The 20,021-nt window shown below is 40.0% G+C and carries 17 protein-coding genes and 1 pseudogene; 7 read left to right on the top strand and 11 right to left on the bottom strand.

Annotated features, from left to right (window positions below; all coding sequences use genetic code 11):
* Window positions 1–3: 3 nt before the first annotated feature.
* The 8 genes and pseudogenes from KIH23_RS06265 to KIH23_RS06230 form a co-directional block, all read right to left on the bottom strand.
* Window positions 4–1,197, bottom strand: a pseudogene (locus KIH23_RS06265) (aryl-sulfate sulfotransferase); the annotation flags it as partial.
* Window positions 1,197–2,531, bottom strand: coding sequence for a YHYH protein (locus KIH23_RS06260; RefSeq protein ID WP_213212104.1), 1,335 nt, complete (start codon window positions 2,529–2,531; stop codon window positions 1,197–1,199). The pseudogene KIH23_RS06265 and the gene KIH23_RS06260, both read right to left, overlap by 1 nt.
* Before the next feature lies 1 nt (window position 2,532).
* Window positions 2,533–4,797 carry a CotH kinase family protein gene (locus tag KIH23_RS06255; protein ID WP_213212102.1) on the bottom strand — a complete coding sequence of 755 codons (2,265 nt, stop codon included), beginning with the start codon at window positions 4,795–4,797 and terminating at the stop codon, window positions 2,533–2,535.
* Window positions 4,798–4,858: 61 nt separating this feature from the next.
* Window positions 4,859–5,881, bottom strand: coding sequence for a cytochrome-c peroxidase (locus tag KIH23_RS06250; protein WP_213212100.1), 1,023 nt, complete (start codon window positions 5,879–5,881; stop codon window positions 4,859–4,861).
* A complete protein-coding gene (locus KIH23_RS06245) occupies window positions 5,878–6,567 on the bottom strand; it encodes an MbnP family protein (protein WP_213212099.1) in 690 nt (229 codons plus the stop codon). The genes KIH23_RS06250 and KIH23_RS06245 overlap by 4 nt, the downstream gene beginning before the upstream one ends.
* Window positions 6,560–7,048, bottom strand: a complete 489-nt coding sequence (locus KIH23_RS06240) for a periplasmic heavy metal sensor (RefSeq protein ID WP_213212097.1) — start codon at window positions 7,046–7,048, stop codon at window positions 6,560–6,562. The genes KIH23_RS06245 and KIH23_RS06240 overlap by 8 nt, the downstream gene beginning before the upstream one ends.
* Window positions 7,041–7,319, bottom strand: coding sequence for a hypothetical protein (locus tag KIH23_RS06235; RefSeq protein WP_213212095.1), 279 nt, complete (start codon window positions 7,317–7,319; stop codon window positions 7,041–7,043). The genes KIH23_RS06240 and KIH23_RS06235 overlap by 8 nt, the downstream gene beginning before the upstream one ends.
* Window positions 7,320–7,339: 20 nt before the next feature.
* Complete coding sequence (locus KIH23_RS06230) at window positions 7,340–7,888, bottom strand: RNA polymerase sigma factor (RefSeq protein ID WP_213212093.1); 549 nt, start codon at window positions 7,886–7,888, stop codon at window positions 7,340–7,342.
* Window positions 7,889–8,111: 223 nt separating this feature from the next.
* Here KIH23_RS06230 and fabG point away from each other — a divergent pair, with 223 nt between their 5' ends.
* Window positions 8,112–8,858, top strand: a complete 747-nt coding sequence (gene fabG / locus KIH23_RS06225) for a 3-oxoacyl-[acyl-carrier-protein] reductase (RefSeq protein WP_213212092.1) — start codon at window positions 8,112–8,114, stop codon at window positions 8,856–8,858.
* 16 nt (window positions 8,859–8,874) lie between these two features.
* Window positions 8,875–10,902, top strand: coding sequence for a hypothetical protein (locus KIH23_RS06220; protein WP_213212090.1), 2,028 nt, complete (start codon window positions 8,875–8,877; stop codon window positions 10,900–10,902).
* 1 nt (window position 10,903) lies between these two features.
* Here KIH23_RS06220 and KIH23_RS06215 read toward each other — a convergent pair whose 3' ends face one another.
* Window positions 10,904–12,997, bottom strand: coding sequence for an LTA synthase family protein (locus KIH23_RS06215; protein WP_213212088.1), 2,094 nt, complete (start codon window positions 12,995–12,997; stop codon window positions 10,904–10,906).
* Window positions 12,998–13,157: 160 nt separating this feature from the next.
* Between KIH23_RS06215 and KIH23_RS06210 the strand changes: the two genes are divergently transcribed.
* From KIH23_RS06210 to KIH23_RS06190, 5 genes are all read left to right on the top strand, one after another.
* On the top strand, window positions 13,158–13,586 hold the full coding sequence (locus KIH23_RS06210; protein ID WP_213212086.1) for a thioredoxin family protein: 429 nt from the start codon (window positions 13,158–13,160) through the stop codon (window positions 13,584–13,586).
* 234 nt (window positions 13,587–13,820) lie between these two features.
* Entirely contained in the window at window positions 13,821–14,957 is a 1,137-nt protein-coding gene (locus KIH23_RS06205) for an alpha/beta hydrolase (protein WP_213212084.1), read from the top strand.
* A gap of 7 nt (window positions 14,958–14,964) precedes the next feature.
* Window positions 14,965–16,389, top strand: a complete 1,425-nt coding sequence (locus tag KIH23_RS06200; RefSeq protein ID WP_213212082.1) for a leucyl aminopeptidase family protein — start codon at window positions 14,965–14,967, stop codon at window positions 16,387–16,389.
* A gap of 3 nt (window positions 16,390–16,392) precedes the next feature.
* The gene (locus tag KIH23_RS06195) at window positions 16,393–17,610 is read left to right on the top strand and encodes an acetyl-CoA carboxylase biotin carboxylase subunit family protein (RefSeq protein ID WP_213212080.1); all 1,218 of its coding nucleotides are present in this window, start codon (window positions 16,393–16,395) and stop codon (window positions 17,608–17,610) included.
* Window positions 17,610–17,936 carry a DMT family transporter gene (locus KIH23_RS06190; protein WP_213212079.1) on the top strand — a complete coding sequence of 109 codons (327 nt, stop codon included), beginning with the start codon at window positions 17,610–17,612 and terminating at the stop codon, window positions 17,934–17,936. The genes KIH23_RS06195 and KIH23_RS06190 overlap by 1 nt, the downstream gene beginning before the upstream one ends.
* 2 nt (window positions 17,937–17,938) lie before the next feature.
* Here KIH23_RS06190 and KIH23_RS06185 read toward each other — a convergent pair whose 3' ends face one another.
* Window positions 17,939–19,129, bottom strand: a complete 1,191-nt coding sequence (locus KIH23_RS06185; protein ID WP_213212077.1) for a hypothetical protein — start codon at window positions 19,127–19,129, stop codon at window positions 17,939–17,941.
* Between the two features lie 20 nt (window positions 19,130–19,149).
* Window positions 19,150–19,980 carry a type 1 glutamine amidotransferase gene (locus tag KIH23_RS06180; RefSeq protein WP_213212075.1) on the bottom strand — a complete coding sequence of 277 codons (831 nt, stop codon included), beginning with the start codon at window positions 19,978–19,980 and terminating at the stop codon, window positions 19,150–19,152.
* Window positions 19,981–20,021 lie beyond the last annotated feature (41 nt).

The raw sequence follows: 20,021 nt of genomic DNA, 5'->3' as shown, positions 1-20,021 counted from the left end.
TTTCCAGACGGTGGTTCCTGAGTCGTCAACTTCTGTAAAAGTGCCCGCCGGACCGTTGCACATGAGCACATTTCCGTTTGAAAGCATCTGCGCACCCGAAATATTCATGGCGTAATAATTATTGGGGTTTCCGCTGTTATAAATCCATTCGGCTGTGCTGGGCAAATACGGAAGGCTTGATTCATACAAATAGCCATTGGTTGGAGGGTTAATGATGTCTACCGTTGAGTAATTTCCTCCGGTTCGGCCTAAACCATTGTTAAAAACCATGATTTTGTTTTCAAACGCAAGGCCAGAAGGTATCCAATGCGCATTGTGTTGACCAAAAAACTGTGCGTTTGTCGTATGGTTATAAGTAGCTGAATTTCCCCAGCGATATAGTAAATCTCCGCCTTTTCCTGAGTTTCCACCACTGTGACCGGCTGCTTGCGCCGTGGTTGTGCTGTGATCGATGATCCAAATTTCGTCTAAATTGTGACTGCTCAGTAAAATCTGATCTAACGAAGCATTATAATCAATTGAATTGAGGTGAATCCAATCTGAATTGGTCGCACTCGCATTGTAATTAATATTGAGCAATTGCGGATTCGATGCAACTGAATTATAGCTGGGTTTAGTAGCATCAAAATCTTGAACCAAATGGTCGGTCAAATGCCATTCCCAAACAATATTACCCGTGTTGGTCCCGGTGGGTTGTAGCTCAATGATTTTTTCACTCCACAAAACCGATGGAGTCAAAGCCGGATTTCTGCCCAAAGCAATGGCTTGCGTATTGGTGATTTTTTCCCAAGCAATGATCAAAATGTTTCCGTTGGGCAAAGCTTTTATATCGTGGTGTTGACATTGATTGGTGTCTGATATAGTATAGCTCCAAATTACGTTTCCATCCCAATCAATCTTTTCAATAATTCCGCCTTTACCACCGGCATTGAATGTTGTGTTGTTGGCATTTCCGGTTCTTAATAAAGTGCCGTCTTCTAACAAATAAACTGCTTGTCCGGGTTTGTATTGGCTATTCCAAACATGAACCAGCTGACCGCATTTATCAATCAAATAAGTATTATTTGAAGTATTTGGAGCGAATAAAACATACCCATCGTCCAAACTACCTGATTGATGTTCTATCAAACCGATGGTTTGTGCTTTGAGCGATGATATAGCTGCGCATAAAACGATGATGGATAAACTTATTTTCATCAGCGGTTAACGATTACTTTAAAGCTTTGGTTGTTTTTACCATCGTTTAATCTGAGCAAATAAGTTCCGTTGTATAGGGTGTCGGTTTCAAAAACACACAAAGTACTGCCTTGTGGAAGTTTTTTGGTTTCGATGAGTTTTCCGGTTATATCGATTAAATCAACCGTCAAGTCACGCGTGGTCATCGGAATTTGCATGACTACAAAATCTTGCGCCGGATTCGGAGCAACCACTACATTACTTACGTCAAAACCCGAAGTTGATAAAGCTGTGTAGGTTGTGGTGCCAGCCGGAATCGAGGTTACAGTTGTTGTGGTAACAGTTCCGTAAAATGTGGGTCCTACAACATACGGATAAGCCGAGTTGTGATTCGCATCAACCGTAGTGAAATAGCAATAAATACCATTCGGATATTCGGGCGTAATGCAAAAACGACCGTTGTGTTCGTCTAAATAACTCGGATCGCCGGGATGTGCCACATATTCGTAATCCTCTCTAAAATAACCATTAAAATAAGTGGTATTTACTGCCGGGCCGTTGGTTCTGGTGGTTTGATTTTTTAGCTGATAACTTGATTTCATTCTGGTAATGGTACCGGTTCCGTCGGTGTTGGTATAGGCATAAGCGCCATAAATCGGAAAACCATCATAAGCAAAACCCAGCAACGGTGAATGCTCGTTAGGATTGATGACATACAGCCCGTCAGACGGGTACGCATCGCATACATTAGAAATCACATTCAAATCTAAATTAAAAGCACTCGGATTTTGGTGGTGGTGATAATTGCCCATGGCCGGATGTGCTTTGGCACAATCAAAGCCGCCTTTTTCGGCCAAAACAGCATCGCGATTCCAAGCTTGAGTAGTTTGCGGACCACCTGGACACGGAGGATTTCCGGGTCCGCCGCAGAGCGCATTGGTATTGTTGTTCCAAGCCACGCCATCTCTGTAATCAAACAAAGCTACACCATTGATAAAAATGCCAATGTTACCGCCAGTTGTAGCAGTTGGCGTACCTGTGTTTTGAGAAGGTGAAAGACTAACTTTAAATATTTTGTTTTGTGCTGTAGCTATAGATGGATTGCCATCTTGAAACGGCCCTGTGATGTAGGCCGGAATTCCCGTGGCTGAAATATACGCATGGGTTGTATTGTAATTAACCGATTGTACATTGGCTTGCACCGCGTCAACAATAGGAGTAGAGTTACCCGCTACATAATGACGCCCGGTAATACCCGTTGTGTTTTGTAGCCATTTTGTGATGGCAGGATTGGTTTGCGCCATGAGCATCATGCTTTGCGCCCCGATTATTAGAGTAAAGAGAGCTTTTTTCATATTAGTTGCGGATAAGTTTTACGTTGGTATTGTTGTTAATGGTCATCAGATAAATACCTGCCGGATAAGCTGAAATATCATAAGAAACCGAAGTTTGATTGTTGAACTCTTGACTGTTTAATAACTGCCCTTGCAAATTGTAGAGTTCAATTTTTTCGATTTGATAATTTTTGTTTTGGATGTTGACTAAACCGCTGGTCGGATTTGGATAAACGGTTAAATTCTGTTTGAATTCAGCGGCTGAAACCGATAAAACTTCGTTGTTGGCATTGTATGTAGGTGATTGAATCACAAAGTTTCCGGTGCCATTCGGTATTCGCGCATAACCCATATCGGCAGTTTGTGTTCCAAAGCTGATGTTCTCAATAATGGTTCCGTTGGCATAAGCTAAAATAACACTCTCACCGGCACTTGATAATTTAAAATTCGCATGAAGCCCTACTTGTGACCCGTCTTCATCAGCCCAAATGGTTAAGTAGCCATGTGGCTCAATGGTGAGTCCAGACGGGAAGGCCCATTTAATCAAATTGGTATCGGTATCGGTCATGTATAAATTGTCTAAACTCAAAGTAGTATCGGTGTTGTTGTAGAGTTCAATCCAATCCTCAAATTCACCGTCTTGGTCAGTAATGGTTGAAGTGTTTTGCGCCATAAGCTCGTTAACCACCAAATCACCGGGATTAATGGTTGGGTAAACCGCGTGCAGAGTATAAAATTCATGTTCGGCTCTTACCGGCGAAAACTTACCAACGTTGTTGTTTTCGGCATAAATGTAATACTGCATAAAAGCTTTGCTCATATTCATGGCAGCGCCATAAATATTATCGTTGGCAGCTCCGTCACCATGCGCTCCGTCGTCATACATCAATACTTTGGTAAAAGGCAATTCTTTATCAGAACGATAACCTAAATAAACGCTATTGGTGTTTGTGTTAACTACATTCGCCGTAATAAATACGTCGCTGTTGATTAAAGGCTCTGCAACCGCTGGCAACACTGAGGTAATGGTGGGTTGCGCATTGGTAAAATCAGCCAAAGTGTTCAAATAAGTGTTGCGTCCGCTCATAAGATTGGTGATGCCTGGCGCTGAATTCATTCCTCCGGTAATATCTGTATTCAAGTTGCTTTGATATTGAGCATACGTATATTGTTTATTCGGGTCAGCTTGAACCGCTGCATCAATAATGGCTTGATAGGATTGAGCGGTAGTCAGATAGCTGTTGTTGGCAAAATTTTCTTCCATAATGGTTTTGTAGTGTGCCAAATACATGCGTTTGTATTTCGGAACCGCCAATAGTTTTTGTACGAGTGGCCAAGCTGCATCTGATGCGTGTAATAAATGCGTCATCTGTTTTTTGGCAGTAGTTGTATTTAGGGCAATGGTTCCGGTTTGCGAAAAAACACCAAACGACATATTCAAATCCCAAACTACTGGGTTAAATCGACCGTTGTCGTCTTTATACAAATAATAATTTTGTTTGAACGTACCGATGTAGCTATCCAAATTAACCAATGCATTGTCATAAGCCAGCATCCACAAAGCGCGGTCAACATCTAAAACAGATTCAATGTTGTTGATGTCATTGGCAAGTGTGTTGGTCAGCGTAACCAAATCTTCCCAACCGGCAGTAGAGTTCATTTCGTAAGCGGTTTGATAGCTAGCAATATTGGTTCCGAGATATGCTAAATTAGGCAAAGCTGTACTGTTCGGGCCTGCGCCGCCAATCGGATTACATTTAAAAAAAGCATTGTTATTAGAGTAAAAATGCTCGTCAACAAATTTCTTTGAAATCGATTCGGCACTGGTATACAAACCAATCAGAGTACCGTTGACATATACATTGGCATAATTACACAAAGGCGCATCCATATATTGTCTGAGAATCGCGTAGGAGAGCGGCTCTCTCAAAAACGTTGGATCAAAATAGACATTGCTGAGTTTGATATCGGTGTAGCCTTGATAGTTCTGACTTTGATAAGTGTCCAGCTCAATATGAAAAGGGTTTTTAACGCGATTAGCATTGTAAGTACTGTTGCCTTTATATTTAACGCCGACATTGTTGAATATGGTTCCGTTGATGGTAACCGATTGCGCCGGAATATAATCTTCGGTTGAAGCTGCTTGCGCGTCGAGCAAGGCATCCCAATTGCTTTCGGCAAATACAATTCGAATATCTTGAATCGTATTGATGTCATAAAGTGATTGCGAAAAAGCTCTGGTTCCAAAGATTAAAATTAGCGCTGTGAGAATGGTTTTTTTAATCATAATTGAATGGTTGATTTTGTTTTGACGAAGGATTGTTTTATTTCTTGCGGTTGCGGGTAAATTATTTTGGATAACTGTATTTCGGATTGAACAAAAACTCCTGATCGGTGAGTGTTTTTAAAAAGGCAATTAAATCGGCGCGGTCGTGATCGGTTAATTGCATGGGTAGTCGTAACTCTTTGGGAACATGTTTGTTTGAAGGCAATGAGTTATAGTGATTGATTACCTGCGTTAAATTCTTAAATCGACCGTCATGCATGTACGGAAACGTGAATTGAATGTTGCGCAAAGTAGGCGTTCTAAACCGCAGCGAATCTTCTTTTTTGCCGGTAATTTTCATGCGTCCGATGTCTTTTAAATCTTCATCTAAATCAAGTCCGTTGTTTTCAAATCGATCATCTGAAAATAAAGGTTCTTTGTGGCAAGCGGCACAATGTTGTTTGAATAAATCATAGCCTTTTTGTTCGTTTTCTGAGAAACTTTCTTGGCCTTGCATCACGCGATCGTATTTGGCATTAGCCGATTGCAACATCAGCATAAATTGCGATAGCGCTTTCAAAGTAAGTTGTCCTGTGATTTTTTGGGTGCCGAATGCTTTTTCAAACAGCTGCGGATATTTTTGCGTTTGTTGTAATTTTTCAACTACGTGTGCCAAAGATTCATCCATTTCAACCGGACTTTGAATCGGGTTGAGCGGTTGCATATCTAAATGATTGACACCGCCGTCCCACAAAAAATCTTTGTTCCAAGCAAGGTTGATGAGCGCCATCGCATTGCGCGTCCCGATTTTACCGTCAATGCCGTGGCTAAGTTCGTGGTCAACATGTGTAAATCCGGTAGCTTGCAAATGACAAGTAGCACAACTAATGGTATTATCGCGTGAAAGTATCGGATCGTAAAACAAATTTCGTCCAAGTTGAAAGCCTTCTTCAGTAAGCGGATTTTTTGAAAAATCATAACGCGGTTTGGGCCAACCTTTCGGAATTGTAAGGTAAATAGGCGTGGGCTTAAAATACGCAAATCCGGCACAAACAAAAGTGGCCGCCAAAACGCTGATGATATGTTTTTTATTCGGCGTTATCATTGCTTAAACATAAGTAGGGCATTATCGGCCAACTTCATGGCTCGATTGCCGGGAATCATCACACTCGAAAATTCGGTTACTTTAAAGTTTTCAAAAAACGCAGCTAAATCAATAGAAATCAAATTTAGATTGGCTGCGTTGGGTATGATTTCAATTTTTCTGAGCGCATTGTTGGGGTTTAAGTAACCGCCAATGTGGTATTGAAATTGGTTTTTTCGGCTGGTCAATGTAGGACATTTGCCTTCTATTTTAAAATTGATGTAACCGCTTTGCCAGGCCCAATACATGCCGCGGGTCGGGTCAAGATCGCCGCCAAGTGCGCCCGAAACACTGCTCAAACTATCAACGCCCAAATCAAAAGTAATTTTTTTGATTTTTTTATTTGTACCAGGGCCGATGTTCAGGATGTAGGTTTTGGCTTCTTGCCAATCAACCAAATGATGTTGTTTGGGCGCTTTGAGGTTGGTATGGTCGGTAAAGTAAACTTGAATATTCGAAGCGTATAATTTTACAGTTGAAAATTGTAAACTGTCATTTTGTTTTGATACATACCATTTTTCAGCTTCGAGCGGAAGCTTGTCAAAACTAAAGTTGAATTTGAGTTGCAACGAATCTTTTTGCGCCCATGAATTCATTGATAAAGCACAACACAACCAAAAAGCAATATTTTGCAGCAGCCTAATCATGACGTGGTTTAGGCGGATGTGAAAACAAAGCTGCTAATTCAGTGGTCAAATCATCAAAATCATCCATTTGATCTGGATGACATAATTTTTTAATATCTGTAAAATGATCAAAATGGGTTTGCTCAATTTGTAGTTGTAGTTCGCCGAGTTTTGAAACGAGTTTCTTTTGCGCTGTGGTATCTATTGGCTCTTGTTTGAGTAAACTGTACAATTCATTTTTACAAAATCGAACTTCATGATCTAACGAGTCAATTTGGGCGCGGTGAGCGTGAATTAATTTTTCATACGCTTGTTTTTGCGCCTGGTCAAAATGCAGTTTTTCTATGATGAGCCTTTTGGGGCCTTCGTGATGCGGGCCATTCATACCATGAGGTCTGTGCTCCGGCATGGGTGATTTACCCATGACCAAAAACAATAAAATGGCTACATTCAGGAGTAATAAAATGCCGACCATCCAGCTGAGTAATTTAACCTTATTCATGTTGGTACAGTTGATTTGATTTGTTTAAATCAGATGCTATTTCAGAAACCGATTGATTTTTTTGGGTGTGATGAACTTGCTTCAAAGCCTTAAAATTGAGGCCTATGAGCAATAAAAATGAAGCCGCTGCGAGCCAAACCGCTGAGGTTGATACGCGCGGATACTGGTCAATGCGTGCTTGAATTTTAATAAATAAATCATCGCTTGGCTCCGCAGCTTGATGACCGTCGGTGCTGTTGATGATTGAATTGATCCAATTTTGTGCTTCCATAGTTTTGTAGACGAAAGGTTTTATTTTTTCTTGCGGTATTCGATGAATTTTTCTGATAATTTTTCTTGCAGCGATGCTTTGGCCCTAAAAACCAACGATTCAATAGCCGAAACGCTCAGGTTCATGACCTCGGCAATTTCAGGATTGGATAAACCTTCAATTTTTGAAAGCACAAAAGCCGTTTTCTGATTTTCGGGCAAAGTGTTGATGGTTTGGTATAAAAGGGCGGCTTTTTCTTTGTTTTCAAGCAAAATGCCCGGATGTTCAAAGTTGGGATGATTGAGATAATCATGTTCGTTTTGGCTTTTGGTGCCAAAAATAAACCAGCGTTTACGGCTGTTTTTGTGTTTGATTAAATCGTGACATTTGTTCAGCGCAATGCGGTAAATCCAGGTTTTGAGCGATGACTTTTGGTTGAATTGTTCGAGCGAATGATACACTTGTACAAAAACATCTTGTGTGATTTCTTCGGCTTCTTCAATATTTTGCAGATAGTGCAAGGCAAGATTGTACACCAATATATGATATTGATGGTAAAGGTTTTGAAAATCTTGCTCGCTTTGGTTCATGTGCGCAAATTACAAGGAAATATTTTTAACAGCTCAATGGGGAATCTATTTTTTGATTGAAGCAAATAATACTATATTTGACGGACTAAAAAATAGCCCTGATCGCAGTGAAAATCCTTTTGTAAAAAGCATTTGCCGGAGCTTGGCGGAGGAAAATTTCTTTTTGTCAAAAGATTGCAACGCAGAGCAGGAATAGCTTCTCACAAAAATAAAAGAATAAAATATGAAATTACTTGAAGGAAAAGTAGCCATCATTACCGGTGCCAGCCGCGGAATTGGCAAAGGAATCGCCGAAGTTTTTGCTCGTCACGGAGCCAACGTAGCTTTTACGTATAGTTCATCGGTAGAATCGGCCATGGCGCTTGAAAACGAACTCAATGCTATGGGCATCAAAGCCAAAGGTTACCAATCAAACGCTGCTGATTTTAACCAAGCGCAAGAATTTACCGATGCTGTTTTGGCTGAATTTGGCACCATTGATATTTTGATCAACAACGCCGGAATCACCAAAGACAATTTGCTCATGCGTATGTCTGAGGAAGATTTTAACCAAGTGATTCAAGTGAATTTAAATTCGGTGTTCAACATGACCAAAGCGGTTCAAAAAACATTTTTGAAAAACCGTGCAGGTTCGATTATCAACATGAGTTCGGTAGTAGGCGTAAAAGGAAACGCCGGCCAAACCAACTATGCAGCTTCTAAAGCGGGCGTGATTGGTTTTACCAAATCAGTGGCTTTAGAGTTGGGTTCGAGAAACATTCGTTGCAATGCCATTGCTCCGGGTTTTATTGAAACCGAAATGACCGCCAAACTCAATGAAGATGTAGTGCAAGGTTGGAGAGACAGTATTCCGCTGAAACGCGGCGGAACTACCGAAGACGTAGCCAATGCTTGTTTGTTCTTCGCGTCAGATATGAGTACGTATGTAACCGGTCAGGTTATGAATGTAGACGGAGGAATGTTGACATAATCGACATCTAATTTTAATGACAACAAGCGCCCTATTATTGATTATTTTATCGCTCGGTATAGCCGCGGGTTTGTCCTACTATCAATATTTTTACAAGGCCAAAAATCTGTCTAATGTGTATAGATTTTTGGCTTTTTTGCGTTTTGTAGCGATTTTTTCAGTGCTGTTGTTGCTGATCAATCCGGTCATCACGCACAAATCTTTTGAAGTGGTCAAATCGCCTTTGATTTTGGCGGTTGACAATTCATCTTCAATTGCAGATTTAAAAGCGGATGCTTCTGTTAAAGAAGTCTACGAAAAGTTATCATCAAATGCTGCTTTGCGCGACAAATTTGATGTTCAAACCTATAAGTTTGATCAAGAAGTTTCGGTTTCAAATGCCTTTGATTTTAAAGGAAAACAAACCAATCTTGAACAACTAGCCAAAAACATCAAAAGTGTGTATCGCAGCGCCAACCGAGCTGCCGTTATCATCACCGACGGAAACCAAACCATCGGCAACGATTATGTGTATAGTTTTGATGCGGAACAAGCAGTTTACCCGGTAGCGGTGGGCGATACCACCACTTTTTTGGATTTGCGCATTGCCGAACTTAATGTCAATAAATACGCTTTTCATAAGAATAAATTTCCGGCCGAGATATTCTTAAACTATTCCGGAAACAAAAACATCAGCGCCAACTTTAAAATTGTGCAAGGCAACAACACCTTGTTTACACAGCAAGTTTCGTTTTCGCCTGAAAAAAAATCAATGGTTATTCAAGCTTTGTTGCCCGCTGAACAGCCCGGGCTTCAGGTGTATAAAGCGATAGTCACTTCGGCCGAAAAAGAAAAAAACAGCTACAACAACACCAAGAATTTTGCGGTTGAAGTGCTCGATCAGAAAACCAATGTTGCGTTGGTAAGCGCGATTAATCATCCGGATTTGGGCGCTTTGAAACGTTCGATTGAAACCAATCCGCAACGAAAAGTGCGCGTTTTAAAACCTTCGGAATTATCAGCGACGGATCAGTACAACTTAGTGATTGCTTATCAACCCACGGCTGATTTTAAACCAGTTTTTGATGCGGCCCATCGTGCCGGAATCAATATGATGATCGTGACCGGAGTCAATACGGATTATTCATTTTTGAATCAGCAGCAAAGCAATTTGGTGTTTAAAATGAGTGGTCAACGCGAAGATTATACCGCCGATTTTGATGCCGGATTTAATTGGTTCTCCATTGAGAATATTGGTTTTGAGCAGTTTCCGCCTTTGCAGAATGCCTTCGGAACCATTACAGTCAATGGCAATGTATCCACGTTGTTATCCGCTAAAATTCGCAATATTGACATCGAGATGCCGCTCTTGGCTTTTGCCGAAAATCAAGGAAAACGCACGGCTTATTGGTTAGGCGAGAATGCTTGGAAATGGCGTTTGCAGAGCCATGTTGATAACAAGAGTTTTGAAAAATACGATGTGTTTGTTGATAAAATGGTGCAGTATCTCACATCGAACAACGCCAGAAAATCATTGGTTGTGAATCATGAGCGCTTTTATAATTCAGGCGATGCGCTTGAAATTACCGCGCAATATTTTAATAAAAACTACGAGCCCGATGAGCAAGCGCGATTGACCATTCAGGTAGTGAATAAAAACACCAAGCAAACCAAAAAATACGATTTGCTTAAAACCAACAATGCTTTTAAAGTTAATTTAGATGGTTTGTCGGCAGGTCAGTACAGTTTTTCGGTCAAAGAACTCAATACCAACACCGTTTACAACGGAACTTTTGAAGTGCTCGATTTTGACATTGAAAAGCAATTTGTGAACCCGGATTTGAATCAACTCAAGCAATTGGCGGCACAAACCAAAGGTCAAGTTTATGTTCCGAATCAAGTTGATGCGCTTGTGAAGAGTTTGCTCGAAAACCCAAAATATCAAGCTATTGAAAAAGCCATAGTTCGCAAAACACCTCTGATTGACTGGGTTTGGTTGTTGGTCATAGCCGCGCTGGCCTTGGCAACTGAATGGTTCACCCGCAAATACAACGGATTGTTATAGTTTATTTTTGATATTTTTTCTTCTTCAAAATATCTGAGGCTGTTTGGTAATACGAAACAGTTTGATCTATTAAATCTTTTCGGGGTTTATCCAAAGGTTTTTCATCATAATACAACTGAAAATGAGGCGCCAACTTTGCATCGGGAATCAAATTCAATTGCAATTGTTTTACTTGTTGTTTGGGCGATAAAATGGTTAAAACATTGTCTTTGATCAATCCTAAATTTTGATAAGTCGCCACAAAAGCGCGTGGTTTGTAATCAGCTTGCAACACGTCTTGACCGTAGAATTTACTTTGATAATTAAAATGCAACAAACCAAACAGCGTAGGCATTACATCAATTTGTGACATGAGTTGGTTGTATTGTTTGGCTTGAATATCTTTTGGACTAAAAATCATCGCAGGAATGCGGTATTTATCAAGCGGAAGTTCAGTCTTTCCGGCACTTGAGGCGCAATGGTCAGCTATGATAACAAAAACGGTATTGTTATACCAAGATTGCTTTTTAGCCATTTCAAAAAACTGTTTCAAGGCAAAATCGGTATACTTTACACCACCGTCTCTTGATTTGGCATCACCCGGAATATCAATGCGATTGTTCGGATAGGTAAACGGTCGATGGTTGCTCACAGTCATCCAATGATTAAAGAAAGGTTTGCCGGTTTTGGCTTCATCGTTCATGGTTTGAATGGCCTTTTTAGCCATGTCTTCATCACAAACACCCCAGACATTGTCAAAGGTAATTTCATTGGGTTTGAATGATTTTTTATCTACAATATCATAACCGTTTCCGGAATAGAAATCCTGCATATTGTCAAAAAAGGCGTCGCCGCCATACAGGAATTTTACTTGATAACCTTTTTGCTTAAAAATGTTTCCGGTAGAGCATTTGTCTTTGTTGTCTTTGCGTTTTACCACACTTTCGCCTGCGGTGGGCGGCAAACATAAAGTTACAGCTTCTAAGCCACGCACGGTGCGGTTCCCAACAGCATAAAGATTGGTAAACAACAAGCTTTTGGTGGCCAAACTGTCTAAGAATGGTGTAATGTTTTTTTGATTGCCATACATTTTAAAAAAGTCGGCACTGTAACTTTCTAGGGTAATCAGCACTACATTTTTATGTGTTTCGGTGCTGTCGCTTTTGATGGTTCGCAAAGTGCTGTCTCCTGAAATGGCAGGTAATTGTTGCTTTAACAGCGCATAAGCTTCATTTTCGGGTATGGTTTTATAGAATTTAAAATAGTCTAATTCGCTATTGATAAACGCTAAATAAAATTTATAAACGCCGTTGGCTTGTAGCTCATTGGTAAAGATATTTTCGTCGTTTTCTTTACTCGATAAAAACGGAATAATCAGCAGTGAAACCGCAAAAAGCCCAAAGTAAACCAAAGTAATTTGTGTTTTTTCTTTGAAGGTTGGAAGGTTTTCGAGGTAGTTTTTAGAGCTTTTAACGATGTGATAGGTGATGAATCCAGACACTAAAAACAATCCTAAAAAGATAGGAATCACCGGATAAGATTGCATAATGTTACCAATCACTTCATTGGTGTATACCAAATAATCAACAGCAATAAAGTTATAACGCACACCGAATTCGTTCCAAAAAAAGTATTCGCTAATGGCATTCTGAATAATCAGCAAAACATATAAAAACATTACAAAGGCAAACAGCCAAAAGCGGATGGTTTTTCTATGTTTGGGTAAAAACAACAACAATCCAAATAAAACCGTTTTGATGGCTATAAAACTAATACCGATTTCAGGCAGTGAACCGCCGTATTCATTGAGAATCGTATTGCCAAAATAAACATACATGAGCAACGCAACCAACAATCCGAAGATGATGTAACCGTAGGGTTTTAAATATTTTGAATCAGAAATAAAAATCAAATACAGCCATAAAAAAAAACTAGCTACTGCAAAAACAAAAAAGTCAGAAACCAATCCAAGGCTGAATATTTTTAAAGTATCAAAAAATGAAAATGATGATTGTGTAATCGGGTGGAAGAGCAGCACCAATCTGAGTACTAAACTTACCACTAAGTAAAAAACGGCAAGATTGTAAAACGGAGAAAGTTTTTTTGAAAAAGTCATAGCTTGTTTTCTTAAGCCACAAAATTAATCAAAACATTTCATCTGAAATATCTCATTTATAGGCAAAATAAAATATGTATAGAATTAAAAAGTTTAAAAAATAAATAATACTTTTAGTGACCAATTAAATGGAATTACAACAGAGCCAAAATCAAATGATATGAAAAGCACAGTATTTACTTCCGTTTTATGCTCAATAGCTATTCATTGTTCCGCCCAAGAATGGAGCAACAACCTCAATCAGGCTTTTCGAGAAGCATCCATGACCAACAAAAAGGTATTGTTGTTTTTCTCAACGGATGAAAACTGCGAACGATGTCAGAAATTAGACAAAAACGTTTTGCAATCTCCAGAGTTCAAAGACTTTGCAAAAGATGACTACATTTTGGTCAAACAAGATTTTGAACCAACTGATGATCCGCAGCAACTTGAACAAAACCTTTTGGTGGTTGAAAAATACAACAAAGACGGTTTCTTCCCGCTGCTGGTTATCTTGAACAAAAATGCAAAAGTTATTGGCCAAGTAGGTGCTTATAACAATGAAACGCCCAACCAATATCTCGACAGGCTTCTGTCCGTTAAACATTAAACAATTCAATCATATAAATCAAAGCATCCTTTAAGGGTGCTTTTTTTGTTGGAGTCAATGATTATTGACAAAAAAAAATATTCTCAATTCTGCGGCACAAAAAGCCCAAAAAACTAAATCTTTCAAAGAAATTTTCATCTCATTAAAAAATGCGTAAAACTTCAAGTTAAGCATCGGTTTTTCTTGGCTTTCAAAAGCTAAAAAACTATATTTACTACGCGAATAATTTTTGATATGAATCCCCAAAACCAAGAGCAAACTTTTGAACCTGACCACGATTTGCAGGAGCCTCAGTTGAATATTTTACTCACCACTGATGAAGATGATGACCGACCGGTTTATTTGTCCGGTAATTTTAATCAATGGCATACACAAGATTTGAACTTTCAGATGGAAAAAATCGGCAGCGGATTATATCATTATAAATTCCCGGCAGATTTTGCGTACCCGGATGAGTTGTTGTACAAATTTACCAAAGGTGATTGGAGCGAAGTTGAAATTGACAAATATGGCAACAGAACTGAGAATCGATCTTGCAAAGAACATTCCGGAGTGCGCAAAGAACACGTGGACAAATGGCGTAAAAACTGGTTGCCTTTTAAATCGAATTTCTTGCCCAAGGTTCATTTGATTTCAGATGAATTTGAGATTCCGCAACTCAATAAAACGCGTCGTGTCTGGGCTTTGCTACCCCATGATTATGACCAAACTACTGAGCGTTATCCGGTTTTGTATCTGCAAGATGCCCAAAATTTATTCAATGAAAAAGCGCAATACGGCAATTGGGAAATAGATAAAAAACTCGCCGTCATGTCTGAATATAAAATCGGGAAAATCATTGTGATTGCCATCGAACATGCCGATCAAGACCGCATCAAAGAATACAATGTAGGCAACACCGTTTTAGGCGCAGGTCAGGGCAAAAAATACATTCGATTTATTACCGATACACTCAAACCTTTTGTAGATAAGGCATTCCGAACCAAACCAGAGCGTGAACACACCGGAATCGGTGGCAGTTCTATGGGCGGTTTGGTCAGTATTTTTTCAGGTTTGATGTATCCCGAAGTCTACGGGAAGCTCATGGTTTTTTCGCCGTCTTTGTGGGTGGTTCCCAAAATGAATTTCAATCAAATGGATTTTTCAGAACCCGGAGAAACCAAAATTTATCTTTACGCAGGCGGTGACGAAAGCGCCACGATGATTGACCACGTAAAAAGATTCAAAAAAAATCTCTTAAAAAACGAATTAGCAACCAACAAAATGAAAATACAACTCAGCATCAATATGCTTGGGAAGCACAATGAAACTTATTGGAGCGACGAATTCCCGAAGGCTATTGAATGGTTGTTTTTCAATACTAAAGATTAAAGTTTAGATGAAAACAATTGAAATTAAAAACCTTGAAGCATTTTCGGGTTTGGTATTGATTCCGGTTTTTGAAACCAATCCTCAAAATGTTGTGCCGATTGAGTTTCACGGCGTATCGATTCCGTCCAAAGTTTTTTACGGTAAAAAAGACACCCATTATTTGGTCGAAAAATACGATTGCCTGCACTTGTTTATTGGTTTGGGTAAAAAAATCGATTATCAATCGCTCAAAACTATTTTCAGACGCATTGCAGCCAATGAAAAAGAGCGCTTTGGCAAAAATGTCGCATTATACATTCCGGAGATATTTACTTTACAACAAGTTGAAGCCGTTATTTCAGGCTTGTCATTGGGCGCTTATCATTTAGGCCACTTCAAAGAAAAGCAAGTGCATCCGCTTTTAGAAAAAGAGTTTTCGCTGTCGATTTTATCTAAAAATGATCATACTGAAACCATTACCCGCGCTGTCAAAATTGGGCGTGCTCAAAAAGAAGTGATGCAATTAGTCGATTTGCCATCAAATGTAGTAACGCCGTCTTATCTCTCGCAATGGGCGCAAGATATGGGCGCTGCGCACGGATTTTCTACACGTGTGCTCGATGCGGCCGCCTGTAAAATTGAAGGTTTAGACGCTTTTTTATCGGTGGGTAAAGGAAGCGCCAAAGAACCGCAATTCATCATGATGGATTATCAGCCCACAGGCGATAAACTCAGACACATCGGTTTGGTGGGCAAAGGAATTACTTTTGACACGGGCGGATTGAATATTAAAACGGCCGGAATGGTGCATATGAAGTCAGATATGGCCGGAGCTGCCGCTGTTTTGGGCGCTATGGTTCTGATTGCCGATTTGAAACTTCCGGTGCGCGTCACGGCGATTGTTCCGTGTTGTGAAAATGCGGTTGATAAAGATGCTTTTTATCCTAGCGATGTCATCAACAGTTACCAAGGCGCAACCATTGAAGTGATTGATACTGATGCCGAAGGTAGACTTATTCTAGCCGATGGTTTATCGTATTTGATTAAAAATTTCAAACCTGAAATTGTGGTTGATTTGGCTACTTTAACCGGAAGTTGCGTGGCTACTTTTGGCTATGAATGCGCCGGATTGTTTACGAATAATCCTGAATTGCAACAAAAATTGCAGTATTCCGGTGATGCCATTGGTGAGCGAATGTGGCCGCTTCCGTTGTGGGATGCCTATGCGTCGGAACTTGACAGCGATATTGCCGATGTGAAAAACTACCACGGAAAACCATACGCCGGAGCCATTACTGCCGCCAAGTTTTTGGAGTATTTTACTGACAAACATACCGCTTGGGCTCATTTGGATATTGCCGGTGTGGCTTTTATTGACGATGAATTTGCAAAAAGCAAACACGCCTCTGCATACGGCACTTATTTACTAACTCATTTTATTGAAAATCTTTAAGTTATGAGCAAAAATCCCAAAACATTTGTTTGTATATCAAACTATTTTAAAGGCGCAGATTTTTTGATTTCGCTCAAAAAGTTAGGCAATAAAGTATATTTAGTTACTTCAGAAAAGTTGCGTGACAAGCCTTGGCCCATGGATTTCATTGACGAGATTTTCTTTATGGAAGGGCAGGACACTGATTGGAATTTAGAACATTTGCTTTTGGGTGTGAGTAATTTGATGCGTCATTCTGAAATTCATTCTATTGTTGCGCTCGATGATTTTGATGTAGAAAAAGCCACTTATTTGCGTGAAAATCTTCGAATTGACGGTATGGGTCAAACCACCGGTAGATATTTTCGCGATAAATTGGCCATGCGTATGCGCGCTAAAAGTTGCGCTATTTCTAACCCAGAATTTTGTTCACTGTTTAATGATCACGAAATCAATCAATTTGCAGATGCAGTGCCAGCCCCGTGGGTGCTCAAGCCACGTTCTGAGGCTTCAGCATCGGGCATCATAAAAGTACATGACAAAGAATCACTTTGGATACACATCAATGAATTGGGCAACAATCGTTTTAAATATTTGCTCGAACAATTCCGTCCGGGCGATGTATATCACTGTGATAGTTTGGTGCTCAATGGAGAGATTTTATTCAGCATCAGTTCACAATATTTAGCTACACCTATGGAAATTTCTCAAGGCGGCGGTATTTTTAGAAGTGCCGTTATTCCTTATGGAAGTGACGACGCTCAAGCCATCCAAGAAATCAATGCGCAAGTCATCAAAGGCTTTGGTTTGAAACACGGAGCGGCGCATTCAGAATACATTAAGTGTCGTGAAACCGGAAGATTTTTCTTTTTAGAAACTTCGTCTAGAGTAGGCGGAGCGCATATAGCCGAAATGGTGGCCGCGGCTTCAAACATCAATCTGTGGGTTGAATGGGCAGCCATCGAAAATAGCTTGGTCAAAACGACTGATTACAAATTGCCCAAAATCAAAAAAGAGTATGCGGGCATTGTGCTCACGCTTTCTAAATTCCAACACCCGGATTTGTCTTCGTTTAATGACGCTGAAGTTTGTTTTAAAGTGCCTTTAGATTATCACGCCGGATTGATTGTCAACTCAAAAAGCCACGAGCGAGTGCGCGCCTTACTCGATGATTATGCCGAGCGATTGACTCGCGATTTTGCTTCGGTAATTCCGCAAGCTGATGTTAAAGATTTGCACTGATGTATTGGTTGTTGCTCGTTATCGCCGGTTTGTTTGAAGTAGCTTTTGCCACTTGTTTGGGCAAAGCCAAAGAATCAGTCGGATGGGCGATGTATGGTTGGTATGTTGGCTTTTTAATATCGCTCACCATTAGTATGATTTTATTGGTCAAGGCCACACAAACTCTGCCCATCGGTACTGCCTATGCGGTTTGGACCGGTATTGGTGCACTCGGAACTGTCTTGGTAGGTATTTTTGTTTTTAAAGAACCGGCTACTTTTTGGCGTGTGTTTTTTTTGCTTACTTTGATTGGTTCCATCATCGGGCTCAAAGCCGTTTCGCACTGAGGTTACTTTTTAAATAAGCCCAATGAACCGCCTACCCAGTCTTTGTCTTTGTTGAACTTTACGCCAATCATTTCTCCGCGACTGAGTCTTACCAAATTGCACAAAAGGGTAGGAGCCACGGCATCTTTTTGCCAAACACACAGCACGCGCACTTCAACTTTGACTTTGCCGTCGGGCGCTTGTAGAATGGGAATATAGTTGACCTTTTTTTGAAGAATATATAAGTCTTTCTCTTGAACGTTTTCGATGTCTTGACGCGTTACGTGAAAAACAACACCGCTGCCTGAGAATGAAAACAAAGGTTTTAAAACATAGTTTTCTAAATCTGAAGGAATTTCTTTTAGTTCGCTCAGTAAAGTAGTTTCAATAAAATATGGGCCTTTGAGCATGGGCAAAATATACTTGCTGATTCTGAAAAACCAATTCGGATGCCCGGCCCATTCCACATCGAGTTCATCGCTAAAACTAAAGTTGAGTTTTAAATCTTTTCTGAGTTCGAGTTCGTCAAAAATCACGCGGTTGTATATGCGTTTAACCAATATTTCTCTGCCGCTGGCATCGGTATAAAACAATTGATTCCCTTTTTTGATGAGCTCTGTTACACAAACGATTGGAATTCCGAGGTCGCGTCGGCAGTAATAAAAATCAATTTTGGTGTTTTGTTTTTCGGGTTCAATTTCAAGCAAAATCACGTTTTCTTTTGCGTGTCCATTGCAAATGGCTTCTTCTATAATGTGCGCATATTCAGGTTCAGAAATGCCAGTGATGTATGGTGTAAATTCATCTAAAAACGGATACTGTTTTTGGAATTTACCATACAAAACCTGCTGAAAATTAAACAACGACGGAAAACCTTGCACTTCAATAAGTTTCGGAATTACTTGACCATCTTCTTCGCAAATGCCAAAATCAATCGCTAAAAAAGTGGTGTGTGCATCTTCATTCGGAACCCGAGTGTTGAGCAATAAAGCTTGATCAGTTAGTTCTTTAAAATTGGGTTGTGTGATAAATTCAATGACTTGCTCACTGCCTTCAATAAGCTGTTGCTTGAGTTCTTCAGAAATAAAAAAAGGTGATTCGGCCATTCTAAAAGTAGGCACATAATCAAAATCATCAGCAATATCTTGTTGGAAAGCCTTATATTTTTGTTCGCTGAATTGTTGGTTAAAAAGTTGGCGGTATAGGTCAATCATCTTCAGCCGAATTTAGATTGCTAATTGGATAGCATTTTTTTAGTTCTGAGAATATCGTTGATGGCAGTTCTGAGAAAATTAGGAATCAAAGTCTCGTTGGTCTTGTAGATTTTTTCTTCGTCGAGCAAATCTTCGAGCATATTTCTGAATTTTTTACGCCCTTTCATGTTGATGATTTTCTCGCGGGTTTCTGCTTTTTTGAGGTTGGCAATAAAACTCAACGGATCAGCTTCCGGGTGAAACTGCGTTCCGACCATGTAATCTGAAAAACGAACCGCCATAATCGCGCGTTCAAATTGCACGTAATCGCGAATTTTTTCTAGTGAAATAATTTTCGCGCCTTTCTCTTCAAACACATTCAAATTCGGCTGAACCACTTGATAATCACGAGAATCCACCGCATAAAACGGATCGTCTAAACCTTCTAAAAGCGAATCACGCATTCCGTCTTTGGTTTTGTGCACGGTCATAACGCCAAATGAAGTTCCGTTGCGCTTGGTAATTTCGGCCAAACCAAAATGCTGACAAGCCATCTGAAACGAATGACAAATAAGCAACATATGTTTTTTGATTTCGTTTTCTTGGTTCCAGAGTACGAATTGGTCTAAAAATGCGTAGTAATGTTTATCCCAAATACCGTCACCAACTAGAGGATTTCCGGGACCACCGGTTGAAATAAAGATGTCAAAATCTTTGAGTTTTGGAAGTTCTGATTTTCGACGAATGTCAAAAACCTTAAAAGTCAACACTTGGTTGAATCGGCCAATGATGTCCATAATGCAGCGCATGCCTTGGTTGGGCTCGCCGTTATACATATCGAGTATGGCTACTTTGATCAATTGTCCGCTCATTGTGATGGGGATTTAGATAGACATTTGCCCTGCAAATATAG

It is taken from the genome of Flavobacterium sp. CYK-55 (assembly GCF_018413465.1).
Taxonomy (GTDB): domain Bacteria; phylum Bacteroidota; class Bacteroidia; order Flavobacteriales; family Flavobacteriaceae; genus Flavobacterium.
The sequence above is the reverse complement of the archived record's forward strand: the minus strand, read 5'-3'. Positions and strand labels throughout refer to the sequence as shown.